The 25,450-nt window shown below is 71.7% G+C and carries 21 protein-coding genes; 7 read left to right on the top strand and 14 right to left on the bottom strand.

Annotation, left to right across the window (positions count from 1 at the left end):
* Nucleotides 1–766: 766 nt before the first annotated feature.
* Both pssA and AC069R_RS03800 read right to left on the bottom strand, forming a co-directional pair.
* The gene (gene pssA, locus AC069R_RS03805) at nucleotides 767–1,585 is read right to left on the bottom strand and encodes a CDP-diacylglycerol--serine O-phosphatidyltransferase (RefSeq protein WP_478764244.1); all 819 of its coding nucleotides are present in this window, start codon (nucleotides 1,583–1,585) and stop codon (nucleotides 767–769) included.
* Nucleotides 1,586–1,607: 22 nt separating this feature from the next.
* Nucleotides 1,608–2,264, bottom strand: a complete 657-nt coding sequence (locus AC069R_RS03800; RefSeq protein WP_397983117.1) for a phosphatidylserine decarboxylase — start codon at nucleotides 2,262–2,264, stop codon at nucleotides 1,608–1,610.
* A gap of 2 nt (nucleotides 2,265–2,266) precedes the next feature.
* Between AC069R_RS03800 and AC069R_RS03795 the strand changes: the two genes are divergently transcribed.
* Entirely contained in the window at nucleotides 2,267–2,407 is a 141-nt protein-coding gene (locus AC069R_RS03795; protein WP_478764202.1) for a hypothetical protein, read from the top strand.
* A 36-nt stretch (nucleotides 2,408–2,443) separates the two neighbouring features.
* Here the strand turns inward: AC069R_RS03795 and AC069R_RS03790 are convergent, their stop codons facing one another.
* From AC069R_RS03790 to AC069R_RS03760, 7 genes are all read right to left on the bottom strand, one after another.
* The gene (locus AC069R_RS03790; RefSeq protein ID WP_478764200.1) at nucleotides 2,444–3,649 is read right to left on the bottom strand and encodes an acyl-CoA dehydrogenase family protein; all 1,206 of its coding nucleotides are present in this window, start codon (nucleotides 3,647–3,649) and stop codon (nucleotides 2,444–2,446) included.
* A 2-nt stretch (nucleotides 3,650–3,651) separates the two neighbouring features.
* Nucleotides 3,652–4,221, bottom strand: a complete 570-nt coding sequence (locus AC069R_RS03785) for a MaoC family dehydratase (protein WP_478764198.1) — start codon at nucleotides 4,219–4,221, stop codon at nucleotides 3,652–3,654.
* Nucleotides 4,222–4,236: 15 nt separating this feature from the next.
* Nucleotides 4,237–5,199, bottom strand: coding sequence for an HpcH/HpaI aldolase/citrate lyase family protein (locus AC069R_RS03780; protein WP_478764196.1), 963 nt, complete (start codon nucleotides 5,197–5,199; stop codon nucleotides 4,237–4,239).
* Entirely contained in the window at nucleotides 5,196–7,235 is a 2,040-nt protein-coding gene (locus AC069R_RS03775) for a protein meaA (protein ID WP_478764195.1), read from the bottom strand. The genes AC069R_RS03780 and AC069R_RS03775 overlap by 4 nt, the downstream gene beginning before the upstream one ends.
* Before the next feature lie 9 nt (nucleotides 7,236–7,244).
* Nucleotides 7,245–8,582: a crotonyl-CoA carboxylase/reductase gene (ccrA, locus tag AC069R_RS03770; protein ID WP_478764242.1), complete on the bottom strand. Its 1,338-nt coding sequence runs from the start codon at nucleotides 8,580–8,582 to the stop codon at nucleotides 7,245–7,247.
* A 429-nt stretch (nucleotides 8,583–9,011) separates the two neighbouring features.
* Nucleotides 9,012–9,830, bottom strand: a complete 819-nt coding sequence (locus tag AC069R_RS03765; protein WP_478764193.1) for a TetR family transcriptional regulator — start codon at nucleotides 9,828–9,830, stop codon at nucleotides 9,012–9,014.
* Between the two features lie 157 nt (nucleotides 9,831–9,987).
* Nucleotides 9,988–11,790, bottom strand: coding sequence for a 3-hydroxyacyl-CoA dehydrogenase family protein (locus tag AC069R_RS03760; RefSeq protein ID WP_478764191.1), 1,803 nt, complete (start codon nucleotides 11,788–11,790; stop codon nucleotides 9,988–9,990).
* A gap of 400 nt (nucleotides 11,791–12,190) precedes the next feature.
* On the opposite strand from AC069R_RS03760, the gene AC069R_RS03755 reads away from it, so the two are divergent.
* Nucleotides 12,191–12,811, top strand: coding sequence for an adenylosuccinate lyase (locus tag AC069R_RS03755; RefSeq protein WP_478764190.1), 621 nt, complete (start codon nucleotides 12,191–12,193; stop codon nucleotides 12,809–12,811).
* Between the two features lie 157 nt (nucleotides 12,812–12,968).
* Here the strand turns inward: AC069R_RS03755 and AC069R_RS03750 are convergent, their stop codons facing one another.
* From AC069R_RS03750 to AC069R_RS03730, 5 genes are all read right to left on the bottom strand, one after another.
* Nucleotides 12,969–13,445: a hypothetical protein gene (locus AC069R_RS03750; protein WP_478764188.1), complete on the bottom strand. Its 477-nt coding sequence runs from the start codon at nucleotides 13,443–13,445 to the stop codon at nucleotides 12,969–12,971.
* A gap of 162 nt (nucleotides 13,446–13,607) precedes the next feature.
* A complete protein-coding gene (locus AC069R_RS03745) occupies nucleotides 13,608–14,675 on the bottom strand; it encodes a YihY/virulence factor BrkB family protein (RefSeq protein WP_478764187.1) in 1,068 nt (355 codons plus the stop codon).
* A 43-nt stretch (nucleotides 14,676–14,718) separates the two neighbouring features.
* Nucleotides 14,719–15,135: a RidA family protein gene (locus AC069R_RS03740; RefSeq protein ID WP_478764186.1), complete on the bottom strand. Its 417-nt coding sequence runs from the start codon at nucleotides 15,133–15,135 to the stop codon at nucleotides 14,719–14,721.
* 57 nt (nucleotides 15,136–15,192) lie between these two features.
* Nucleotides 15,193–16,746 carry an alpha/beta hydrolase gene (locus AC069R_RS03735; protein ID WP_478764184.1) on the bottom strand — a complete coding sequence of 518 codons (1,554 nt, stop codon included), beginning with the start codon at nucleotides 16,744–16,746 and terminating at the stop codon, nucleotides 15,193–15,195.
* Nucleotides 16,747–16,916: 170 nt separating this feature from the next.
* Nucleotides 16,917–17,963, bottom strand: coding sequence for an Rv2578c family radical SAM protein (locus tag AC069R_RS03730; RefSeq protein ID WP_478764183.1), 1,047 nt, complete (start codon nucleotides 17,961–17,963; stop codon nucleotides 16,917–16,919).
* Nucleotides 17,964–18,113: 150 nt separating this feature from the next.
* On the opposite strand from AC069R_RS03730, the gene AC069R_RS03725 reads away from it, so the two are divergent.
* From AC069R_RS03725 to AC069R_RS03705, 5 genes are all read left to right on the top strand, one after another.
* Nucleotides 18,114–18,557: an SRPBCC family protein gene (locus tag AC069R_RS03725; protein WP_478764181.1), complete on the top strand. Its 444-nt coding sequence runs from the start codon at nucleotides 18,114–18,116 to the stop codon at nucleotides 18,555–18,557.
* A 171-nt stretch (nucleotides 18,558–18,728) separates the two neighbouring features.
* The gene (locus AC069R_RS03720) at nucleotides 18,729–21,194 is read left to right on the top strand and encodes an MFS transporter (RefSeq protein ID WP_478764179.1); all 2,466 of its coding nucleotides are present in this window, start codon (nucleotides 18,729–18,731) and stop codon (nucleotides 21,192–21,194) included.
* A 154-nt stretch (nucleotides 21,195–21,348) separates the two neighbouring features.
* Nucleotides 21,349–23,910, top strand: a complete 2,562-nt coding sequence (locus tag AC069R_RS03715) for an ATP-binding SpoIIE family protein phosphatase (RefSeq protein WP_478764177.1) — start codon at nucleotides 21,349–21,351, stop codon at nucleotides 23,908–23,910.
* A gap of 76 nt (nucleotides 23,911–23,986) precedes the next feature.
* A complete protein-coding gene (locus AC069R_RS03710) occupies nucleotides 23,987–24,706 on the top strand; it encodes a methyltransferase domain-containing protein (protein WP_478764175.1) in 720 nt (239 codons plus the stop codon).
* Between the two features lie 132 nt (nucleotides 24,707–24,838).
* Nucleotides 24,839–25,375 carry a MarR family winged helix-turn-helix transcriptional regulator gene (locus tag AC069R_RS03705; RefSeq protein WP_397983101.1) on the top strand — a complete coding sequence of 179 codons (537 nt, stop codon included), beginning with the start codon at nucleotides 24,839–24,841 and terminating at the stop codon, nucleotides 25,373–25,375.
* Nucleotides 25,376–25,450: the final 75 nt, after the last annotated feature.

Raw genomic sequence — 25,450 nt, 5'->3', positions numbered from 1 at the left:
CACCACCCCCCAGGTCATCTGTTCGACAGGGGGCAACAGTCATGCCGGGCCCGGAGGCCAGCGGCCCTCTTACAGGACCGCGAAGAAGATAACGGAGCAGGCTTGGTCCGTTGTGGGTGGGGCGCCGGGGGGTTTCCGCCGTGTCTGTCGGCTGGGGGAGCGCGGGCGCAGGAGGCTCGTTCTGCCGGGTGGCGCGTCCGGTCCGGTCCGTTGTGGTGGGGCGCCGGGTGGGGGCTCCTGCGCCGAAACTGTCGGCTGGGGGATGTGCGTCGACGGCTCGGTCGGAGCCTTGCGGGGCCCCGGTGGCTTCTCCACGGAAACAGGCCTGGTGGCGGGCGCCGCAGGCTCGGTCGGCTGGGTTGGGCGTCCTGCCGGGGGTCTCGGTGGCCCCCATTCGAAACGGTGGGAGGAGCGTAGGGGCTCGGTCGGTGGGGAGCTGCCGCGCGCGGAGCACCGCCGACGGACGGCTGCCGCAGGCGGAGCGTTCCGTCAGACGCCGCCCCCCGGAACGCGCGGTCGCCGCACGTCCCGTCACCCGGCAAGCCGCTGGACCGCGAAGCGCATGCGCGGCAGCCCCTTGACGGCGCCGGGGACCGGGACGCCCCGGCGGCCACCCAGCAGCCGACCGAGTCGGGTGGTGGGTGGGCATAGGGGCGGAGCCCACAGGAGGCGGTGCGTGCAGCACGGTGCCCTCACTGGCCCCGGCCGAAAAACAAGGGCCCCGAACCCAGCCAACCCTGGATCCGAGGCCCCTGCCAAGACGCCGTCACGGCAACTGCGCCGCCCGCGCCTCCCGCCGGTTGTCGCGGAAGTTGTTCACCCTCCGCGCCGTCGCGAACAGCGGGATCACCGCGCCCATGACCAGCTGGAGCGCACACCCCGTCTGGAGGAGCAGCTGACCGCTGGGCGCGTCGAAGGCCCAGGCCGCCAGGAGACCCATGGACAGCACGATCCAGGACAGCATCGCCCCGGCGAGACGCCCCCGCGGCTTCGGGTACTCGACCCGGCTCACCATCAGCCACGCCGTACCGACGATCGCCAGCAGCGTCGCCACGAACGGCAGCTCAAGCAGCACGATCGAGACGACGGTGAGCGCCCCGAACGGCGAGGGCATCCCCTGGAACACGCCGTCCTTCATCGTCACGCACGAGAAGCGGGCGAGCCGCAGGACGACGGCCAGGAGCACCACGATCGCCCCGAGCGCCGCCACTCTCTGGTGCGCGTCGTCCGCGACCATGCCGTAGACGAGGACGAAGTACGCCGGCGCCAGGCCGAAGCTGATCAGGTCGGACAGGTTGTCCAGCTCCGCGCCCATCGGTGAGGACCGCAGCTTGCGCGCCACCAGCCCGTCGAAGAGGTCGAACACCGCCGCGCAGAGCATCAGGATGACCGCCGTGGCCGCGCTGTGGCGGGCCATGCCGGACTCCTGGCTGCCGGTGAGGTGCGGGATCAGGATGCCGGTGGTGGTGAAGTACACCGCCATGAACCCGCACGTGGCGTTGCCGAGCGTGAGGGTGTCCGCTATCGACAGGCGGAGCGAGAGCGGCATCTCCTCCTCTTCGCCCACCTCGTCGGCCTCGGGCACCCAGTTCGCCTGGGTCTCCGGATCAATCACGGTCAATGCGAGTCACCCCAGCCACGGTCTTCTGTCCGACCTCGACCGCCACCTCCACGCCCTCGGGCAGGTAGAGATCGACACGCGAGCCGAAGCGGATCAGACCGATACGGTCGCCCTGCTCGACCTTCGTGCCCGACGGGATGTAGGGCACGATACGGCGGGCCACCGCGCCGGCGATCTGGATCATCTCGATGTCGCCGAGTTCGGTGTCGAAATGCCAGACTACGCGCTCGTTGTTCTCGCTCTCCTTGTTGAAAGCCGGAACAAAGCCGCCGGGGATGTGCTCGACCGACGTCACCGTGCCCGCGAGCGGCGCGCGGTTGACATGAACATTGAGCGGGCTCATGAAGATGGCGACGCGGGTGCGCCCGTCCTTCCAGGGCATGATGCTCTGCACCACACCGTCGGCCGGGGAGATGACCCGGCCCTCGGCGATCTCTCGCTCGGGGTCGCGGAAGAACCACAGCATGCCCGCCGCGAGCGCGGTGGCGGGCACGGCGACGGCCTTGGCGGCGCCCGAGCGGCGGGCGCGGGCCAGGCTGAGGGCTGCGGTGGCGACGGTCGGGAGAAGCCACGGCGATGCTCCGCGCGCGAGGCGTACGCCGGCTCGGCTGTCGCGAGGTGCAGAGGTTTGGCTGTGGGGCATGGATGACCTTCGTAGCGGATGATGCCGCGCAAGACGGGGGACGGCGGCTTTCCGGGATCGTACCGGTCGCGGGCCACAACTGGGCAAGCCAGGAAGCCGAGTCGGCGGCCGAAGACCGGCTGAACAACGTCTACGGGGTGTGATCTTCCCCTCGAAGAAAACACCCCTTATACGGACAATCAGCCCTGGAATCGATACTCTTCGAGCAACCTGCGGCCGATGATCATTTTCTGGATCTCGGCGGTACCTTCACCGATGAGCAGCATCGGCGCCTCCCGGTACAGGCGCTCGATCTCGTACTCCTTGGAGAAACCGTACCCGCCGTGGATGCGGAAGGCGTCCTCCACGACCTCCTTGCAGTACTCCGAGGCGAGGTACTTCGCCATGCCCGCCTCCAGGTCGTTACGCTGCCCGGAGTCCTTCTTGCGCGCCGCGTTGACCATCATCGCGTGCGCGGCCTCGACCTTGGTCGCCATCTCGGCCAGCTTGAACTGGATGGCCTGGTGCTGGGCGATCGGCTTGCCGAAGGTGTGCCGCTGCTGGGCGTACTGGACGCCGAGCTCGAAGGCGCGCTGGGCGACGCCGCAGCCACGGGCCGCGACATTGACCCGGCCGACCTCCACGCCGTCCATCATTTGGTAAAAACCTCGGCCGGTGACCCCGCCGAGCACCCGATCGGCCGGGATCCGCAGCCCGTCCATGATCAGCTCGGTGGTGTCGACGCCCTTGTAGCCCATCTTCTCGATCTTGCCGGGGATGGTGAGCCCCGGCCGGACCTCGCCGAAGCCCGGCTCCTTCTCGACCAGGAAGGTGGTCATCGACTTGTGCGGGGCCGTGCCCTCCGGGTGGCCCTCGTCGCTGCGCACCAGGACGGCCACGAGGGACGACGTGCCGCCGTTGGTCAGCCACATCTTCTGGCCGGTCAGGACGTACTCGTCGCCGTCCTGCACGGCCTTGGAGCTGATCGCCGACACGTCGGAGCCCAGCGCCGGCTCCGACATCGAGAAGGCGCCCCGGATGTCACCGGCCGCCATCCGCGGCAGGAAGTGGTCCTTCTGCTCCTGCGTGCCGTGCTGCTTGAGCATGTACGCGACGATGAAGTGGGTGTTGATGATGCCGGACACCGACATCCAGCCGCGGGCGATCTCCTCCACGCACAGCGCGTAGGTGAGCAGCGACTCGCCCAGACCCCCGTACTCCTCGGGAATCATCAGACCGAACAGGCCCAGCTCCTTGAGGCCGTCCACGATCTGCTGCGGGTACTCGTCGCGGTGCTCCAGCTCGGTGGCGACCGGGATGATCTCCTTGTCGACGAAGTCCCGGACGGTGGAGACGATCTCCTGCTGGACGTCGGTCAGACCGGCGGTCTGGGCGAGACGGGCCATGTCTAGTTCTCCTGCTGATTCAGCTCGGGACCAGGGGTGTCGTCCCGCAGGGGCGTCGTTTGAGGGTGGTGGTGGGAGACGGGCGGGCGGCCCGGCTGCTCGCCGCCGCGCTCCTTGATGTACGTCTCGGTCGGCACCATCACCTTGCGGCGGAAGACGCACACCAGGGTGCCGTCCTGCTTGTAGCCCTTGGTCTCGACGTAGACGATGCCGCGGTCGTTCTTCGACTTCGACGGCCACTTGTCCAGCACGGTCGTCTGGCCGTAGATCGTGTCGCCGTGGAAGGTCGGCGCCACGTGCTTGAGCGACTCGATCTCCAGGTTGGCGATCGCCTTGCCGGAGATGTCCGGCACGGACATGCCGAGCAGCAGCGAGTAGATGTAGTTCCCGACGACGACGTTCTTGCCGAAGTCCGTCGTCTTCTCCGCGTAGTTGGTGTCCATGTGGAGCGGGTGGTGGTTCATGGTGAGGAGACAGAACAGGTGGTCGTCGTACTCCGTGACCGTCTTGCCCGGCCAGTGCTTGTACGTCGCCCCGACCTCGAACTCCTCGTAGGTGCGTCCGAACTGCATCGTGCTCAGGGCTCCTCAGCTGGCGGGGATCTCGAACGTGGTGGTGCGGCGCATACCCGCCGCCCGCCCCTTGCCGGCGATGACCAGGGCCATCTTGCGGCTGGCCTCGTCGATCATCTCGTCGCCGAGCATCGCGGAGCCCTTCTTGCCGCCGGCCTCGGACGTGTAGTAGTCGTACGCGTCCAGGATCAGCTCGGCGTGGTCGTAGTCCTCCTGGGACGGCGAGAAGATCTCGTTGGAGGCCTCGACCTGGCCCGGATGCAGCACCCACTTGCCGTCGAAGCCGAGTGCGGCGGCGCGCCTCGCGACCTCGCGGTAGCCGTCGACGTTGCGGATCTGGAGGTAGGGGCCGTCGATCGCCTGGAGGTCGTTGGCGCGGGCGGCCATCAGGATCTTCATCAGGATGTAGTGGTAGGCGTCCGCCGGGTAGCCGGGCGGCTGCTCGCCCACGACCAGGGACTTCATGTTGATGGAGGCCATGAAGTCGGCCGGGCCGAAGATGATGGTCTCCAGGCGCGGGGAGGCCTGCGCGATCGCGTTGACGTTGTTCAGGCCCTGCGCGTTCTCGATCTGCGCCTCGATGCCGATCCGGCCGACCTCGAAGCCCATCGTCTTCTCGATCTGGGTGAGCAGCAGGTCGAGCGCCACGATCTGCTCGGCGTTCTGCACCTTCGGCAGCATGATGCAGTCGAGGTTCGGCCCGGCGCCCTCGACAACCGTCACGACGTCGCGGTACGTCCACTCGGTCGTCCAGTCGTTGACCCGGACCACCCGCGTCTTGCCCGTCCAGTCGCCCTCGTTGAGGAACTTGACGATGGTGTGCCGCGCCTCGGGCTTGGCGAGCGGGGCGCACGCGTCCTCCAGGTCCAGGAAGACCTGGTCCGCCGGCAGGCCCTGCGCCTTCTCCAGGAAGCGCGGGTTGCTGCCCGGCACGGCGAGACAGGAGCGCCGCGGGCGCAGGCGGTTGACGGTCGTCATGCGGGGACCTCCAGGGGGTCGAGCTTGTTCGCGGTCCGGATCTCGTCGACGATGCGGCCGATGATCCCGGTGATGTCGAAGTCCTTCGGGGTGAAGACGGCGGCCACTCCGGCTGCCCTGAGCTGCTCGGCGTCACCGTTCGGGATGATGCCACCTGCGATCACCGGTATATCTGTGGCACCCGCCACACGCAGGCGCCGGAGCACGTCCGGGACCAGCTCGGCGTGCGAGCCGGACAGGATCGACAGGCCGACCGCGTGCACGTCCTCGGCGAGGGCCGCGTCCACGATCTGCTCGGGGGTGAGCCGGATGCCCTGGTAGACCACTTCGAAGCCGGCGTCGCGGGCCCGTACGGCGATCTGCTCGGCCCCGTTGGAGTGCCCGTCCAGGCCGGGCTTGCCGACCAGGAAGCGCAGCTTGCCGACGCCCAGGTCGCGGGCGGTGGCGTCCACCTTGGCGCGGACCTCGGCGAGCGCCGAGCCGGCCTCGACGGGCACCGCCACCGGCGCGGAGGAGACCCCGGTGGGCGCCCGGTACTCGCCGAACACCTCGCGCAGCGCCCCCGCCCACTCGCCGGTCGTGGCCCCGGCGCGGGCGCACTCCAGGGTGGCCTCCATCAGGTTCTCGGTGCCGCGTGCCGCCTCCTTCAGCCGCTCCAGCGCCTTGCAGGGGCGCGGATGGTTGAACGGCGGCTGGTAGCGGGTGTCCCGCCACTGCTGGAGCGCGGCGACGACCCGTGCCTCGACCGCCGGGTCCACCGTCTGGATCGCGGTGTCCAGGTCGGCGGTGAGCGGGTTGGGCTCGGTGCCCTCGAAGGCGTTGACACCGATGATCTTCTCTTCGCCGGACTCGATCCGGGCCCGGCGCTCGGCGTGCGAGGCGACCAGCTGGGACTTCAGATAGCCGGACTCGACGGCGGCCATCGCGCCGCCCATCTCCTCGATCCGCGCCATCTCCGCCAGCGAGTCGGAGACCAGCTGCGCCACCTTGGCCTCGATCACCTTCGAGCCGTCGAAGATGTCCTCGTACTCCAGCAGATCGCTCTCGTAGGCGAGCACCTGCTGGATGCGCAGGCTCCACTGCTGGTCCCAGGGGCGGGGCAGGCCCAGCGCCTCGTTCCAGGCCGGGAGCTGGACGGCACGCGCGCGGGCGTCCTTGGACAGCGTCACGGCCAGCATCTCCAGGACGATCCGCTGGACGTTGTTCTCCGGCTGCGCCTCGGTCAGACCGAGGGAGTTGACCTGGACGCCGTAGCGGAAGCGGCGCTGCTTGGGGTTCTCGATGCCGTACCGCTCGCGGGTCACCTGGTCCCAGATGCGGCCGAACGCCCGCATCTTGCACATCTCCTCGATGAAGCGCACGCCCGCGTTCACGAAGAAGGAGATCCGGGCGACCACGTCGCCCATGCGCTCCTGCGGCACCTGGCCGCTGTCGCGCACGGCGTCCAGCACGGCGATCGCGGTGGACATCGCGTACGCGATCTCCTGCACCGGCGTGGCCCCGGCCTCCTGAAGGTGGTAGCTGCAGATGTTGATCGGGTTCCACTTCGGGATGTGGGACACCGTGTACGCGATCATGTCCGTCGTCAGGCGGAGCGAGGGTCCCGGCGGGAAGACGTGCGTGCCGCGGGACAGGTACTCCTTGACGATGTCGTTCTGGGTCGTGCCCTGGAGCTTGGTGATGTCCGCGCCCTGCTCCTCGGCGACGACCTGGTAGAGCGCCAGCAGCCACATGGCGGTGGCGTTGATCGTCATCGAGGTGTTCATCTGCTCCAGGGGGATGTCCTGGAACAGCCGGCGCATGTCACCGACGTGCGAGACGGGCACGCCCACCCGGCCGACCTCGCCGCGGGCGAGGATGTGGTCGGGGTCGTAGCCGGTCTGCGTCGGCAGGTCGAACGCCACCGACAGACCGGTCTGGCCCTTGGCGAGGTTGCGCCGGTACAGCTCGTTGGACGCCTCGGCCGTCGAGTGGCCGGCGTACGTCCGCATCAGCCACGGACGATCCTTCTTCTTCTGCGCCTGACGCTCAGTCATCTACGGCTCTCAGACGTTCCGGAAACGGTTGATGGCGTCGATGTGCTTCGCCCGCATCTCCTCGTCGCGCACGCCCAGACCTTCCTCGGGGGCGAGGCACAGGACGCCGACCTTGCCCTGGTGCAGGTTGCGGTGGACGTCGTAGGCGGCCTGGCCGGTGTCCTCCAGCCGGTACGTCTTCGACAGGGTGGGGTGGATCTTTCCCTTGGCGATGAGGCGGTTGGCCTCCCACGCCTCGCGGTAGTTGGCGAAGTGCGAGCCGATGATCCGCTTCAGGGACATCCACAGGTAGCGGTTGTCGTACTCGTGCATGTAGCCCGAGGTCGAGGCACAGGTGGTGATGGTGCCGCCCTTGCGGGTGACGTAGACGCTGGCGCCGAAGGTCTCGCGGCCGGGGTGCTCGAAGACGATGTCGATGTCCTCGCCGCCGGTGAGTTCGCGGATGCGCTTGCCGAAGCGCTTCCACTCCTTGGGGTCCTGGGTCTGCTCGTCCTTCCAGAACTTGTAGCCCTCGGCGCTGCGGTCGATGATCGCCTCGGCGCCCATCGACCGGCAGATGTCCGCCTTCTGCTCGCTGGAGACGACACAGATCGGGTTGGCGCCGCCGGCCAGCGCGAACTGCGTGGCGTAGGAGCCGAGTCCGCCGCTCGCGCCCCAGATGAGGACGTTGTCGCCCTGCTTCATGGCGGCGCCGTTGCGGGACACCAGCTGCCGGTACGCGGTGGAGTTGACCAGACCGGGGGCGGCGGCCTCCTCCCAGCTGAGGTGGCCCGGCTTCGGCATCAGCTGGTTGGACTTGACCAGGGCTATCTCGGCGAGGCCGCCGAAGTTGGTCTCGAAGCCCCAGATGCGCTGTTCGGGGTCGAGCATCGTGTCGTTGTGCCCGTCGGAGGACTCCAGCTCCACCGAGAGGCAGTGCGCGACGACCTCGTCGCCGGGCTTCCAGGCGTTGACGCCGGGGCCGGTGCGCAGGACGACGCCCGCGAGGTCGGAGCCGATGATGTGGTACGGCAGGTCGTGCCGCTTGGCCAGCTCGTTGGTGCGGCCGTAGCGCTCCAGGAAGCCGAAGGTGGACAGCGGCTCGAAGATCGAGGTCCACACCGAGTTGTAGTTGACCGAGGAGGCCATCACGGCCACCAGGGCCTCGCCCGGCCCGAGTTCGGGCACGGGGACGTCGTCCAGGTGGATCGACTTGCGCGGGTCCTTGTCGCGGGTGGCGAGGCCCGCGAACATCTCCGTCTCGTCCTTGTGCACGGTGATCGCCCGGTACGACTCGGGCAGCGGCAGTGCGGCGAAGTCGGAGGACGTGGCGTCCTTCGACTGGATCGCGTCCAGGATGTCCTTCACGGTCACGGTAGTGCCTCCGGCGGTGAGCGCCCTGAGGGAGGGGCGCTTGGGGGTTCGTCGGTGCTGGGGTGCGTGCTGCTGAGGGTTTTTGGAAAGTGCCGTCGGTTCGGCTCGGTGGTGCTTCGGCAGCGCTTTGTGGCGCGGGAGGTTGCCTGTGACGCAGGCGTCCGGGCGCGCAGGCCATGGCTTGCGGGGACAGCCGGCGAACGAATGGTCGCTGCTCGCCGGCCGCCCGGACTTCCTTCAACGTATGACACCGCGTGTCAGGTGACAAGGCACTGAGTGCCAGAAGTTCCTCTCAGATGAAATCTTTACGTAACAAATGAGCGATGATCGATCGAACGGCCCCCGGAATCCGCTCGAAAAGCGCCCCTGACATGGCAAAACGGCCACCCCGAAGGGTGGCCGTCAGCACAGCGGGGGAGCGGTTCAGCGCTCCTTCAGCGCCTCCTCGATGGTGCGCATGACCTCGTCGAGGGGCGCGTCGGTGCGGGCGATGGTGACAAGCACCTCGCCGTGCGGGGAGACCGTCGCCGGGGCGGTGGCGGCCGGCCGGGCGGCCGTGCTCCGGCCGGCGCCGATGCCGGTGCCGAAGGTCTTGCGGACGATCGCGAACGCGTGGTCGAGCTGCGCCTCCACATCGCCCTGGCCGTCCGCGCGCAGCCAGCGCCGCAGCACATGGTTGTGCGCGGTGACGACCGCGGAGGCGGCGACCTCGGCCAGCAGCGGATCGTCGTTGGCGTCGTCGGCGTGCGCGCGCTCGTCGAAGTGGCCGAGCAGATAGCGGGTGAACAGCCGCTCGTAGCGGGCGACGGAGGCGATCTCGGCCTCGCGCAGGGTGGGCACCTCGCGGGTGAGCCGGTAGCGGGCCACGGAGATGTCCGGGTGCGCCGCGTACATCTTCATGACCTCTTTGATGCCCCGGCACACCGTGTCGAGCGGATGCTCGTGCGCGGGAGCGGCGTTGAGCACCGCCTCGGCGCGGACCAGGGTGTCGTCGTGGTCCGGGAAGATCGCCTCCTCCTTGGAGCGGAAGTGGCGGAAGAAGGTGCGGCGGGCGACTCCGGCCGCCGCCGCGATCTCGTCGACGGTGGTGGCCTCGTACCCCTTGGTCGCGAACAGCTCCATCGCGGCGGCCGCCAGTTCTCGGCGCATCTTGAGCCGCTGGGCGGCGGCGCGACTGCCTGCGGCACTTTCCGGCGCGTCGGGCGTAGCTGGTGTACGGGAGGACTTGGCGGGCTGGGACATGACCCGAACGTACTGCATGGACGCGGTGCCGTGTGCGGCAGTCCGGTTTGCCCCGCCCGGCCCCGGAGGGCCGGGCGGGACAGCCGTCGTGGGGCCGAGCAGCCCGCCCCAGTCCGCCTCCGCGTCCGGCGGCGCGGGGGACCGGTCGCCGCCGCCGTCAGCGGCGGGCATACTCGCGGAAGCCGCGGCCGGTCTTGCGGCCCAGGCAGCCCGCCGCCACCAGGTGCTCCAGGAGCGGGGCCGGGGCGAGGCCGGGGTCGCGGAACTCGCGGTGCAGCACCTTCTCGATGGCCAGCGAGACGTCCAGGCCGACCACGTCCAGCAGCTCGAACGGGCCCATCGGGTAGCCGCCGCCGAGCCGCATCGCCGCGTCGATGTCGTCCAGCGTCGCGTAGTGCTCCTGGACCATCTTCACCGCGTTGTTCAGGTACGGGAACAGCAGTGCGTTGACGATGAAACCGGCCCGGTCGCCGCAGTCCACCGCGTGCTTGCGGACCTTCTGGCAGACCTCGCGGACGGTGGCGTGCACCTCGTCGGCGGTCAGCACCGTGCGCACGACCTCGACCAGCTTCATCGCCGGGGCCGGGTTGAAGAAGTGCATGCCGATCACGTCCTGCGGGCGCGAGGTGGCGCGGGCGCAGGCGACGACGGGCAGCGAGGAGGTGGTGGTGGCGAGCACCGCGCCGGGCTTGCAGACCTTGTCCAGCGCCTGGAACAGCTGCCGCTTGACCTCCAGGTCCTCGGCGACCGCCTCGACGGCCAGGTCGACGTCCGCGAACGCGTCGTAGGAACCGGCCGGGGCGATCCGCTCCAGGGCCCCCGCGGCCGCCTCGGCGGTCAGCCGGCCCTTGTCCACCGAGCGCGCCAGGGACCTGCCGATCCGGGCCTTGGCCGCCGCCGCCTTCTCCTCGCTGCGCGCGGCCAGCACGACGTCGTAGCCCGCCTTGGCGAACACCTCGGCGATGCCGGAGGCCATGGTGCCGGAGCCGGCCACGCCCACCGAGCGGACCTCGCGGCCCGCGGTGCGCGCGCCGTCCGCCGCCGGGGTCAGCGCGTCCGGCACCACGGCGCCGCTGCCCGGTGCCTCGTAGGTGTAGAAGCCGCGCCCGGCCTTGCGGCCGGTCAGGCCCGCCTCGCTGAGCTGCTTGAGGATCGGGGCGGGCGCGTGCAGCCGGTCGCGGGACTCGGCGTACATGGCGTCCAGGACGGTGCGCGCGGTGTCGATGCCGATCAGGTCGAGCAGTGCGAGGGGGCCCATCGGCAGGCCGCAGCCCAGCCGCATCGCCGCGTCGATGTCCTCGCGGGAGGCGTAGCGGGCCTCGTACATCGCGGCGGCCTGGTTCAGGTAGCCGAACAGCAGGCCGTCGGCGACGAAGCCGGGGCGGTCGCCGACCGCGACGGGCTCCTTGCCCAGCTCGATCGCGAGGTCCGTGACGGCGGCGACGACCTGCGGCGCGGTCAGCACCGAGGAGACGACCTCCACCAGCTTCATCGCCGGGGCCGGGTTGAAGAAGTGCAGGCCCAGCACGCGCTCGGGACGCGCCGAGTCGGCGGCGAGCCGGGTCACGGACAGCGCGTTGGTGCCGGTGGCCAGGATGGTCTCCGGGCGGACCACGCCGTCCAGTTCACGGAAGATCTGCTGCTTGATCTCGTACGACTCCGGGGCCACCTCGATCACCAGGTCGGCGTCGGCGGCCGCGGCCGGGTCGGTGGCGGTGCGCAGCCGGGCGAGGGCGTCCGCGCGCTCGGCCCCGGTGAGCCGGCCGCGCTCGACGGACCGGGCGGTGGAGGCCTCCACGGCGGCCAGTGCGCGGGCGGCCTGGGCCTCGCTGACGTCGATGCCGACGACCTCGCGGCCGGCCGTCACGAGGACCTCGGTGATGCCGGTGCCCATCGTGCCGAGGCCGACGACGGCGATCTTCTTCAGGGACAGAGGGGTGTCGGACAGGGGAGCGGCCATCGCGGGACTCCAGGGAAAGAGGGTGACGACGAGGAAGCGCCGGGTGCGCCGAAGGCGCACCACGGAACGCGAAGGAGTGCGGGTGTTGCCGGGCTGACGAGCGCACACGCCCGGTGCCGGTGCCGACGGGCGTGCACACGCCCGGCAGCGGCGATGTCTTCCGACCGGCTCTGTCCCGAAGCCGGGTCGTACTCGCGGTACTTGGCGCACGAAGCGCACACGCGTACCGAACCGATCCTTGCCCGCGACGGCCGCGTCACCAGACCGTCGCCAGCGGAGTGCGAGAGGGTTGCTCGCTCGTCTGAGCTTAACCGGTGGGTAACGAGCGCGCCAGCCCCCTTCGGGTTCTTTGTGTGCCAGGTGACTCCCGTTGCCCCGGCGACATGCTTAACCTGAAGCCGTGGACGAAGAGTTGCGATCGCTCACGGAGCGCTTACGGCAGGAGTCGGGAGGCTCGGCGGCCTTCGACGCGCTGGCGGCGACCGAGGATCCGGACGAGCTGGCTGAAGTCCTCACCGCACCCGGACAGCCGCTGTGGGCACGGGAGTTGGCCGCCTTCCGGCTCGGCCGCGCGGGCGACCGGCGGGCCTTCGAGTCCCTGGTGCTCCTGCTCAACCACCGCGACCCGCCGCGCTGCGCGGGAGCCGCGCACGCGCTGGCCCGGCTCGGCGACCCCCGCACCGCCCGCGCGGCCGCCGCCCTCGCCACCAACGAACTCCGCGTCGCCTACGCCCTGCACCCGGTACGGCTGCTCGTCGCCCTGCGCGCCCCGGAGTCCGTGCCCGCGCTGATCACCACCCTGGAGCGCCGGCTGCGCCCGCACGATCCGTACCGGCGGGTCGCCCTCGCCTGCGTGGAGGGCCTCGGCACCCTCGGCGACCCCCGCGCCCGGCGCGTCCTCACGGAGGCCCTCGCCCACCCGGCACTCGCGGAGGCGGCGGTGCATGCGCTGGCACGGCTGCCGAAGGGGGAGGAGAAGGCGGGGGCGAGAAGCAGGGGGAGGGAGAAGCGGACGGGGTGACGGGCGGGCGGACGAACCGATCGGGTGTCGGCGGACGGACCGAGTGAGGAGCGGGCGGGCCGGGTGTCGGCGGGCGGATCGGGCGGCGGGCGGGCCGGGCGGTTCGGCGCCCGGCCCGCGGCTTGTCCGACCCGCCGCCTGTGGCTGGACGCGTCGGTCAGGGCCAGTACGCCGTGCACACCCGGCGGCCCGCGTGGCGTCCGCAGGCCTGGGCCTCCAAGTGCCAGCCCTTGCCGTGCACGTACTTGACCGCGCGGGTGTTCTGCTTGCCGCCCGAGTGCACGGTCGCCGAGCAGACACCGAAGTCCGCCCACGAGCCGTAGTCGACGTCCCACTCCAGCGCGACCGTGTCACCCTTGCTCGCGCCGGAGATCGCCGCCCACGCGTAGTACGGCGCGCCCTGCTTCGCATTGCCGTACCGCACCGTGACCGTGGCACCGCCGATCCGCACGGTCGGCCCGGTGTGCCGGCGGCCGCTGGGGATCCGTGCGCCGGGATCGATGCTCGTACCGCACGAGGCCGCGGCGCCGGCCGGACGCGCGGACTGCGCCGCCGTCGCGGTCGCGGCCGACGCGGCGGCCAGCATCGCCACGCCGGCCATCGCGGCCACCACACCCCTGGACTTGATGATCATGCGGCTGCCCCCTCCTGCCGACTGCGTGGTGTCACCGGCTGTTGACACACCGTGCGCACAGTGGCCTGAGCCCGAGGCTGACAGCAGTGCGGGGGCGTGGACAAGGGGCAGTGGGGGCACGTACCGCGCGCCGCCCCCGCGCATCCGGCGCGCGGGCGGCGATCAGCTGTCTTTCATATGGCGGACGTCGTCCTCGTCCCACTTCGCGGTGTCCCGCGGTTCGGCGTACGGCGCGTCGGACTCGGGCGGATGGCCGCCCGCGATGGCCCGCTGCCGTGCGGTCTCCGCGTCGAACTCCAGGCCCAGCAGAATCGCCAGATTCGTGATCCACAGCCAGATCAGGAAGATGATGACGCCCGCCATGGCGCCGTAGGTCTTGTTGTACGACGAGAAGTTCGCCACGTAGATCGCGAAGCCCGCGGAGGCGGCCATCCAGATGAGCAGCGCCAGGAAGCTGCCCGGAGTGATCCACCTGAAGCCCCTGACCTTGGCGTTCGGGCAGGCCCAGTACAGGATGGCGATCATCAGGACGACCAGGACGACCAGCACCGGCCACTTGGCGATCGACCAGGCGGTCAGCGCCGCGTCCCCCATGTGCAGCGCCTGCCCGACGTGCCGGGCCAGGCCGCCGCTGAACACCACGATCACCGCGCAGACCAGCGCGAGCAGCATCAGCACCACGGTGACGCCGAGGCGCACCGGCAGCACCTTCCAGATCGGGCGGCCCTCGGGCACGTCGTAGACGGCGTTGGCGGTGCGGATGAAGGCGGCGACGTACCCGGACGCCGACCACAGCGCCAGGACGAGGCCCACGATCGCCAGGATCGAGCCCGTACCGGCGCTGTGCTGCAACTGCTGCACGGTCCGGGTGAGGATGTCCCGCGCCGAGCCGGGGGCGAGCTGCTTGATGCTGCTCAGCAGCCGGTCCGTGGTCGAACGGCCGGTGATGCCCAGCAGAGCCACCAGCACCAGCAGCGCGGGGAACAGGGCCAGCACCGAGTAGTAGGTCAGCGCCGCGGCCCGGTCGGTCAGCTCGTCCTTCTTGAACTCCTTCAGGCTCCCCTTGAACACCGCCACCCAGGCGGCCCTCGGCAACTTCGCGGGCGACCGCGGCGCCCTCTCCTCCACCTCCCGCCCCGGCCCGGCCTCCTCGGGGCTGGGCACCCGCTTCGTCGGCCCGGCGTCATCGCCGTGATGGTTCCTGCGTCCTGGCAGATGCGGCTTGTCCATGGGGGGCGAGTACCCCGAGTCCGCGCGAGTCGTACGACCGGAGTCAGACGGCGCCGGGCCCGCCCTCCGGGACCACCGCCAGCGCCTCGATCTCCATCAGGAAGTCCGGCGAGACCAGACCGGCCACCTGGATCGCGGAGGAAGCCGGGAGGCGGTCGTCGGGTATGCGAGCGGTGCGGGCCGCGCGGATGGCCGGCATGTGGGCCATGTCGGTGACGAAGTACGTCAGCTTCACCACGTGCTCGAAGCCCGCGCCCGCCGCGGCCAGACAGCGGCTCAGGTTCTCGAAGACCTGGCGGGCCTGGGCCGCGGGATCGCCGGGCCCGACCAGCTTGCCGTCCTCGTCCAGGGCCAGCTGGCCGGAGACGGCGACGAGCCGGCCCGTCGCCGTGACCACATGGCTGTACTGCGCCGCGGGCGCGACACCGGCGGGGGCGGCGATTCTCATCGGTTCGGTCATGATCCCCATCATGGACCGCGCCACCGACAGCCCCCGCCCCCGCGCCGGCCCCCGCTCTCAGCTCCGGAAACCCAGCAGGTCGTGCAGGATCGAGCCGGGGGAGGTCCGCGACGCCGCCTTCGAGGCGAGCGGGGCCGGGTCGGGGGACTTGGGGCAGACGGCGTCGGCCGGGCCGGAGCCGTGCGGGACCGTGCCGTCGGCCAGGTACGCGGACAGGTAGCGGTCCAGGCACGCGTTGCCGCTCAGGGTGATGCCGTGGTTGCCGCCGCCCTGCTCGACCACCAGACGGGAGCCCGCCAGCAGCCGGTGCACCGCGACGCCCCCGGCGTACGGCGTCGCCGCGTCGTCCGTCGCCTGGAAGAGGAGGGTGGGCGGCAGCTTGTCGTTGGCCACGCTCGGCTGCTGGGTGCGGCCCGTCGGCCAGAACATGCACGGCGCGTTGTACCAGACGTTGTTCCAGGCCATGAACGGCGACTTCGCGTACACCGCCCACGCGTCCTGCTTCCAGCGCGCCCAGTCGTGCGGCCAGGCGGTGTCCGAGCACTGCACGGCCGTGTACACGCTGTAGCCGTTGTCGCCGGAGGAGTCCACCCCGGCGAAGTCGTCGTACGCCGCCACCAGCGGCCCGGTCTTCTTGTCGTGGACGTAGGAGGCGAACGCCTCGGCGAGATAGGGCCAGTAGCCGTTGTAGTAGCCGCCCGGAATGAACGTGTCCTCCAGCTCGGCCGCGCCCACCTTCCCCCCGGCCGGCTTCTTCGCCAGGTCCGAGCGCATCGCGTACCAGGCGGCCTCGACCTTCGCGGGATCCTTGCCGAGCCCGTACGCCGCGTCGTACTTGGCGATCCACGCCATCAGCGCGCGGTGCCGGTCGTCGAAGGCCCGCTCCTGGCCGATGTTGTCCGCGTACCAGACCCCGGTCGGATCGACGATCGAGTCCAGCACCAGCCGGCGGACCCGGTCGGGGTGCAGCCTGGCGTACATCGCGCCGAGGTAGGTGCCGTACGAGTAGCCGAAGTAGCTGATCCGCGGCGCGCCGAGGGCCGCGCGGATGCCGTCCATGTCCTGCGCGGCGCTGACCGTGTCCATGTACGGCAGCACATCGCCGTACCGCTTGCCGCAGTCGGCGGCGAAGGTCCGCGCCCGCTCCAGGTTCGCCTGTTCGAGCGCGGGTGTGCCCGGCACGGTGTCCGGGCGCACCGGCTGGAAGTGGCCGGGGGCGCAGTCGAGCGCCGGGCTGCTGCGGCCGACCCCGCGCGGGTCGAAGCCGATCACGTCGTACCGCGCCGCCACGTCCTTCGGCAGCGCCGAGGCCACGAACCCGGCGAGCGTGAGCCCGCTGCCGCCGGGGCCGCCGGGGTTGACCAGCAGCGGGCCCTGGGAGGCCGCCGCGGTGTGCGGGACGCGGGACAGGGCGAGCGTGATCTGCCGGCCCGCGGGGTTCGCGTGGTCCAGCGGCACCTTGAGGGAGGCGCACTGGAGCGTCGGGTAGTCGGCGGTGGCGCACTTCTTCCAGCTGAGCGGCGCGGGCGCGGCGGCCCGCGCCGGTGCTCCGGTGACCGAGCCCGCCAGGACGGCGGCGGCCGCGCACAGCACGGCTGCGCGTCTTCTCATGGGTCCTCCCGGAGGACGGAGAGGTCGAGCGGACCGCGCGATCGCGGTCCTCGCCGCATCGTCCCGATGCGAGGCCCCTGGAGAACGTGTCGGACCGATAGTTGACCCTATTGCCCGCGCGAAGCGCTCGAATTGCCCGCACGAAGCGCTCGACCGCTCCTGACGGCGCCTCACATCAGGGTGAGCTGCGTCGGCCCGGCCGCCTCGGGCACCGGCGCGGACTGGGCCGGGCGGATCCGGCGGGACGCGCCCGCGCGCGCGGGCCCGATGCCGTACTCCCGCGCCAGCTCGTGCACCTGACGGGTGATCCGGCGCTGGTACCAGGTCGGCGCGTACGACCCGCCGGCGTACATCCGCTCGTAACGGCGCACCAGGTACGGGTGGTGCTCGGCGAGCCAGGCCATGAACCACTCCCGCGCGCCCGGCCGCAGATGCAGCACCAGCGGGGTCACCGAGGTCGCCCCGGCCGCCGCGATGGCCTCCACGGTCGCCCGCAGCTGCTCCGGACGATCGCTCAGGAACGGGATCACCGGCGCCATCAGGACACCGCAGCCGATGCCGTGCTCACCGAAGGCGCGGACGACGTCGAGCCGCCGCTCGGGCGCGGGCGTGCCCGGCTCGACGGTGCGCCACAGGGCGGCGTCCAGGAAGCCGACCGAGACCGAGATGCCGACGTCGGTCACCTCGGCCGCCCGCACCAGCAGGTCCAGGTCGCGCAGGATGAGCGTGCCCTTGGTCAGGATGGAGAACGGGTTCGCGTGCTCGGTGAGGGCCGAGATGATGCCCGGCATGAGCCGGTAGCGGCCCTCGGCGCGCTGGTAGCAGTCGACGTTCGTGCCCATCGCCACATGGTCGCCGCGCCAGCGGCCGGAGCCGAGCTGGCGGCGCAGCACCTCCGGGGCGTTCACCTTGACCACGATCTGGGTGTCGAAGCCGATGCCCGTGTCCAGGTCCAGATAGCCGTGCGTCTTGCGCGCGAAGCAGTACACACACGCGTGCGAGCACCCCCGGTACGGGTTCACCGTCCACTCGAACGGCATCCGGGAGGCCCCCGGCACCCGGTTGAGCACCGAGCGCGCGCGGACCTCGTGGAAGGTGATCCCACGGAACTCGGGCGTGTCGAAGGTGCGGGTGGTCACAACGTCCGCGCCGAACAGCGCGGCGTCCGGGGCCCGGCCGTGTTCGACGGGCTCGTCGGTGAGGTTGTCCCAGCGCATGAGCCCTCCTCCTCGGTAGCACTCGCCGCCACAATAGAACATCTGTTCCCATGATCGTGCGCACCCGGATACGCCCCCCGATTTGGGCGGTCGGAACCCGAAGTGGTTGGCTTTTCCCAACCCCGAGCAATCAGGTCCTGGAGGAACGCAATGGCGCAGGTCGAGGCCACTACGGAGCGGGTCGTCGCGGCGGACGCGGAGAAGGTGCTCGACGCCCTCGCCGACTACCGCGGCACCCGGCGCAAGCTGCTGCCCGAGCAGTTCAGCGAGTACGAGGTGCGCGAGGGCGGCGACGGCGAGGGCACCCTCGTCCACTGGAAGCTCCAGGCCACCAGCAAGCGGGTGCGCGACTGCCTGCTGGAGGTGAGCGAGCCCACCGACGGCGAGCTGGTCGAGAAGGACCGCAACTCCTCCATGGTCACCACCTGGCGCGTCACCCCCGCCGGCGAGGGTCGCGCCCGCGTCGTCGTCACCAGCACCTGGAAGGGCGCCGGCGGCATCGGCGGCTTCTTCGAGCGGACCTTCGCCCCCAAGGGCCTCGGCCGCATCTACGACGCCGTGCTCGCCCGGCTCGCCACCGAGGTCGAGAAATAGCCCCAACCCCCGGACGGTGAAAGGAAGTTGCCTTTCTTCACCGGTTCGAGTGGAAGTCCCGCCCACCGGGAACCGCCCCGTAACTCACCGCTGTTGTTCGTAGTTGTCGCCTCGCGCGAGAAATCGCACGGGTTACGGCAGCCGCGATGACGGCGACGAGGGGAGCGGCACGTGGGCGGGACGACTCTGGTGGATCACGACACGCTCGTGCTGCTGCCCACCGCCCGGAAGGCGCCCGCCGAGGGCGCCCCGGCGGACCCCCTGGAGGACGGCGGGGCGGGCGGCGCGGGGGACGGCGGGGCGGGCGGTCCCGGAGCGCCGGCTCCCGCCTCCGCGCTGAGCCCGCGCCGGGTGCGGCTGGTCTTCCTCGGGCTGATGCTGGCGATGCTGCTGGCCGCCCTCGACCAGATGATCGTCGCCACCGCCCTGCCCAAGGTGGTCGGCGAACTGCACGGCCTGGACCGGATGTCCTGGGCGATCACCGCCTACCTGCTGACCTCCACCATCGGCCTGCCGCTGTACGGCAAGCTCGGCGACCTCCTCGGCCGCAAGGGCGTGTTCCTGTTCGCCATCGCGGTCTTCGTCGCCGGCTCGGCGCTCGCCGGACGCGCCGGCAGCATGGACCAGCTGATCGCCTACCGCGCCCTCCAGGGCGTCGGCGCGGGCGGGCTCATGATCGGGGTGCAGGCGATCATCGCCGACATCGTGCCGCCCCGGCAGCGCGGCCGCTACATGGGCCTGATCGGCGCCGCCTTCGGCCTCGCCTCCGTCGCGGGCCCCCTGCTCGGCGGCTACTTCACCGACCACCTCTCCTGGCGCTGGTGCTTCTACGTCAACGTCCCCTTCGGACTGGTCACGTTCGCCGTGGTCGCCGCCGTCCTCAAGCTGCCGAGGCCCGAAGCGCGCGGCCGCCTCGACGTGCTGGGCTCCCTGCTGCTCGCCGCCGCGTCGACCTGCCTGGTCCTGCTGACCAGTTGGGGCGGCACCGAGTACGCGTGGGGCTCCCGGCAGATCCTCGGCCTCGGCGCGGGCGCGCTCGCCGCCACCGTCCTCTTCCTCGTCGCCGAGCGCTTCGCCGCCGAACCCCTCATCCCGCTGCGGCTGTTCCGGGACTCCGTCTTCAACGTCACCGGTCTGGTCGGACTCGTCGTCGGTGTCGCCCTGTTCGGCGCCGCGAGCTACCTGCCCACCTTCCTCCAGATGGTCGACGGGGCCAGCGCCACCGGCTCCGGGCTGCTGATGCTGCCCATGACGGCCGGCATCGTCGTGGCTTCCCTGCTCTCCGGCCAGCTCATCAGCCACACCGGGCGCTACAAGCTCTACCCCGTGCTCGGCAGCGCCGTCTCCGTCGCCGGCATGTGGCTGCTGTCCCGCCTGGACGCCGGCACCTCCCGGCTGGAGTACAGCGTCTGGATGGCCGTACTCGGCGCGGGTATCGGCCTGGTGATGCCCGTCCTCGTCCTCGCCGTGCAGAACTCGGCGCGCCCCGCCGACCTCGGCACCGCCACCAGCGCCAACAACTACTTCCGGCAGATCGGCGGCAGCGTCGGCGCCGCCGTCTTCGGCACCCTCTTCGCGAACCGGCTCGGCCACGCCCTGCGCCGGGAGCTGCCCCCGCGCACCGGCGCCCGGCTGCCCGACCCCGAATCCCTCACGCCGGGGCTCGTCCACGCGCTGCCCCCGGCCCTGCGCGACGCCTACATCCGCGCGTACGCCGACGCCATGCCCCGGATCTTCCTGTACCTGGTCCCGGTGCTCGTCCTCGGCCTCCTCATCGCCTTCTTCCTCAAGGAGAAACCCCTGGTGTCCCACCACGCCACCGACTCCGACCCCGAGAGCGCCAACCCCTCGGTCCCGCACGCCCGTTCGCCGTACGCCGCCGGACTCCCCGTCTGCGGCACCGTGCAGCACCCCGACGGTACCGTGGTGCCCCGCGCCGCGCTCACCCTCATCGACGTCACCGGACAGCAGATCGGCCGGGGCGCGAGCGGCGACGACGGGCGGTACGCGCTGAGCACGCCCGGCTCCGGGTCGTACGTGCTGATCGCCGCCGCCGGGGGGCACCAGCCGCAGGCCGTCTCCGTCACCGTGGGCGAGCGGCCCGTGGAACTCGACGTCGTCCTCGGCGGCGCCGGACGCCTCGCGGGCAGCGTGCTCACCGCCGACGGCAGCCCGGTGCGGGACGCCACCGTCACGCTCACCAATGTGCACGGCGAGGTCGTCGCCACCACCCGCAGCGGCCGCGAGGGCGGCTACGTCATCACCGAGTTGGTCGCCGGCGAGTACACCCTCGCCGCCAGTGCCCCCGCCTTCCGCCCGGCCGCCCTCCCGGTCAGCGTGCAGGCGTCCCGCGAGACCCGGCAGGACGTCGAGCTCGCGGGCGGCGCCGTGCTGCGGGGCGTCGTACGGGCCAGCGGGGGACGGCCCGTGGAGGACGCGCGGGTCACCCTGCTGGATGCCGCGGGCAATGTCGTGGACACCCTCACCACCGGGGCGGACGGCGCCTTCCGGTTCGTCGACCTGTCCTCCGGCGAGTACACGGTCATCGCGGCGGGCTACCCGCCGGTCGCCACGGTCCTCCAGGTCGCGGGCGGCGGCCGGACGGAACGGGATCTCCAGCTCGGGCACGAGGACTGAGGCGGCGCCCCGCCGGGCGCCGGGGCCGCGGGCCGGTGCGATCATGTGAAACCAATTCCCGGATTGCCACACATCGCCACCGGCCGCCGCCGTACCGTAGTGGTCGGCGGCACAGATCGTTTGCGAACAGCCGTGGGGAGAAGGGGCCTGGGCCATGGACCGTGGCAGCGAGCGGGACACGACTCCCGCGCGCGGCGCCGGCGACACCGACGCGGGCCGGATTCCGCTTGCCGTGATCGTCGTGGACCGCACCGGCCTGGTATCCCACTGGAGCAGCGGGGCGCGGCGGCTGTTCGGCGTCGGCCGGGAGGAGGCCGTCGGCCGCCCCGCCGGCGATCTGCTGCCGGTCTCCGGCGCCCTCCCCGACCACCTCCACGGCGGCGCCATGCCGGACGCGTACGAGGCGTACGACCCGGAGCGCGACGGCGGCGCGCAGTACGGCGGTCCGGGCGGCGACGAGCCGGGACCGGGCCCCGACCTGGAGGCGTCCCTCGGCGGCCAGACCTCCTTCCCCACGGCCGGCCGCGCCCACCTCTCGGTGCGCCGGGACCCGGACGGCGATCCGCGTGCGGACGGCGAGCGAGTCGACGTGCTGTGGTGGGCCTACCCGTTGGTCGGCCCCGGTCCCGCCCGGCTGCTGGTGCTCGCCGCCGACGCCACCCGGCTGCGCGAGGAGCGCGGTGACGAGGACGAGACCGCCGAACGCATCGCACCCGGCTTCGCCCGCCACACCGAACTGCCCGCCTTCGACGAACTCGAACGGCGGCTGCCGGAGATCCTGCCCAACATGGGCCCCGGCCTCAGCGGCCGCATCGTCTCCCAGGTCCTCGAACTCGGCTACCCGGTCCTGGAGTTCAGCCAGTTCGATCGGGTGCCGGTGACCCCGTACTGGGGCGTGCCCCGCCGACTCGGCCGCGACCGGGCCGAGGCCGCCGGCCACCGGGTACCGCGGCAGCGCACGCCCGCCGTGACCGCCGTACCGGCGGGCGCCGAACGGGACCTGGAGTACGCCGCCGTCCGCGAGCGCCTCGAATTCCTCAACGAGGTCAGTTCCCGCATTGGTTCCTCCCTCGACCTCGGCGAGACCATCCGCGAGGTCACCAGCGCCGCCGTGCCCCGCTTCGCCGACTTCGCCGGCACCCATCTGCGCGCGGCCGTCCTCGCGGGCGAGGGCTTCCCGGACGGCCCGCCCGACGCCAGCACCGTGATGTTCCGCGTCTGGGTCGAGCACAACGACGAACCGGGCCGCTGGGACGACACCGTGCCGGTCGGCGAGGCCTTCGCCTTCCCCGAACACACCCCGTTCTACCGGTGCATGGTCACCGGCGACCCGGTCCTCATCCCGGAGGTCACCGAGGAGCTGTCCGAGCGCATCTCCGGACAGTTCGAGAAGCGCGACCTCAGACCGCTCATCGGCGGGCGCTCGCTGCTGATCGTGCCGCTCAAGGCGCGCAATGTCGTCCTCGGCTTCATGGTGCTGATGCGCCGCCCCGACCGGCCCGCGTTCGACGACATGGACCGCACCACCGGCGCCGAACTCGCCGCCCGCGCCGGGCTCGTGCTCGACAACGCGCGCATGTACACGTACCAGGAGAACGTCGCCGACACCCTCCAGGACAGCATGCTCCCGCAGGTCGCCCCGCGGATGGCCGGCTGCGACGTGGCCACCCGCTACCTTCCGGGCACCCTGCTCGGGCGGATCGGCGGCGACTGGTTCGACACCATCAAGCTGCCCGGCTCGCGCACCGCCCTCGTCGTCGGCGACGTCATGGGCCACGGCCTCAACTCGGCCGCGATGATGGGCCAGTTGCGCACCGCCGTCCAGACCATGGCCGCGATGGAGTCCCCGCCCGCCCAGCTCCTGCGCAACCTGGACGACCTGGCCCGCCGGCTCGGCGACAACTACCTCGCCACCTGTCTGTACGCGGTCTACGACCCGATCCGCGGCGAGGTCACCCTCGCCAACGCCGGACACATCCCGCCGGTGGTGGTGCGCGCCGAGGACGGCGGCAGCGAACTGCTCGACCTGCCCACCGGGGCGCCCATCGGCGTCGGCGGAGTCCCGTTCGAGGCGGCCCGGATCAGGGTCTCGCCCGGAGACCGGCTGGTGCTGTGCACCGACGGGCTGGTCGAGGTGCGCGGCTCGGACATCGGCGAGGGCCTCGCCGCGCTCTGCGAGTCCGCCGCGCACCCCGCCGCCTCCATGGACGACGCCTGCGACACCATCATCCGCGCCCTCAACACCCGCGGCGGACGCAAGGACGACGTCGCCCTGCTCATGGCCCGGCTCAACGGCATCCCCGCCGAACACGTAGCCGAGTGGCGGCTCGGCAACGATCCCCGCGAGGTGGGCCGGGCCCGCCGCCTGGTCCGCGAGCAACTCCTCGCCTGGGGGCTGCCGGGGCCCGTGGAGACCGCGGAACTGCTGGTGAGCGAGGTCGTCACCAACGCCGTACGGCATGCCGAGGGCGACCGGATCGGGCTGCGGGTGGTGCGCACCGACGCGCTGCTGTTCGAGGTCACCGACGATGAGCCCACCCTGCCCGCGATGATCGCCGCCGGTCCCCGCGACGAGTACGGGCGCGGGCTGCGCGTGGTCAGCAGGCTCGCCCGCGAATGGGGCGCGAGCGCCACCGGGCACCGCAAGACGGTCTGGTTCGAACAGCCGGTCACGGGCAGCGACCGAATCGGCGAGGAGCGTCGGTACGTCCGGTGAAGGTGGCCGCCCGCCCCTTGCCCGCACCCCGCTCCGCGCGATATCCCGATCACGGCAACCGATCGTGGGAGAGCGCATGAACGTTTCGGACAACTACCGTGCCAACTGGGAGAGTTACTGGAGCGAGACCTCCGACGCTCCGGGCGAGGCGATCTGGGACTCCGATCCCTCGCTGACCGCCGAGCCGCACTCCGCGCTGCTCCTGCCGCACGCGGACCCGGCCCGCCCCATAGTCGACCTCGGCTGCGGCAACGGCACCCAGACCCGCTACCTGGCCACCCGGTTCGCCCGCGCCATCGGCGTGGACCTCTCGCACGCCGCCGTCGAACACGCCCGGCGCGCCGCCGGGGACGCGCCCGTGGAGTTCGAACAGCTCGATCTGACCGACAGCGACGCGGTGAAGGCCCTGCACGACCGGCTCGGCGACTGCAACGTCTATATGCGGGCCGTCATCCACCAGAGCGAGCCCGCCGCCCGGCCCGCCGTCGCCGCCGCGGTCGCCACGCTCATCGGCAGCGCGGGCCGCGCCTTCGTCGTGGAGCTGACCCCCGCCTCCCGCGACGTCCTGGGGCGGGCCGCCGCCGAGCCGTCCGGGCCGCCGCCCAAGCTCCAGCGCGTCTTCCACCACCGCCTCAAGCCCGCCGACGCCGACGAGGGCGAGATCCCGCGCCTGCTCGGCGAGGCCGGACTGACCGTCCTCGCCGAGGGCGACACCGTCCTGCCGCAGACCGAACACCTCACCGACGGCACCCGTATCGACCTGCCGGCCCGCTGGTTCGTGCTCGCGGGACGGTAGCCGGACGCCGGTGCGCGGTGCGCGGTGCGCGGTGCGCGGTGCGCGGTGCGGGGCGGTCGGTGGCGCCGTCCCGCGCCGGACCCGGCGGGGCTCTCGTGGAGCGTGGCGGCCCGCACGCGGTAGAAAGGACCCATGCCGGAACGAAAGACCCCCGCGGGCGCCTTGGACGATGTCGACGCGGTCACCAGGGCCGTGCTGACCGCATCCCGTCTGCTGGTGGCCGTGTCCGCCCGCTCCCTCGCCGCGGTGGAGGAGCGGGTGACCCTCGCCCAGTTCCGGATGCTCGTGGTGCTGGCGACGCGGGGGACGACCAAGCTGGTGGCGCTCGCCGAACTCCTCCAGGTGGCGCCCTCGACCGCGATGCGCATGGTCGACCGGCTCATCGCCGCCGGGCTCGCGGACCGGCAGCCCAATCCGGACAACCGGCGCGAGACCCTGCTGCGGGCGACCGACGAGGGCCGGCGCATCGTGGCGGACGTGACGGCCGGGCGCCGCGCCGAGATCGCCGCCATCGTGGCCCGGCTCCGCCCCACCGAGCGGCTGGCCCTCGTCGAGGCCCTCGACGCGTTCAACGAGGCGGGCGGCGAGCCCCCGGCCCCCGGCGCGGACGACCCCGAACCGCACCCGCTGGGCTGGATCGTGGACGGATCGCTGGCCCACGAGGTCTGAGCCCCCGGCCCCCCGCGTCCCTTGCATGATGCAAAGAAGCGGGGGCGGCGCTCAGCCCCTCGCGTACACCGCGCA

Source organism: Streptomyces sp. NPDC043952, from assembly GCF_056435325.1.
Note: the sequence above shows the minus strand (reverse complement) of the source record. Positions and strands in the feature narration are given on the sequence as shown.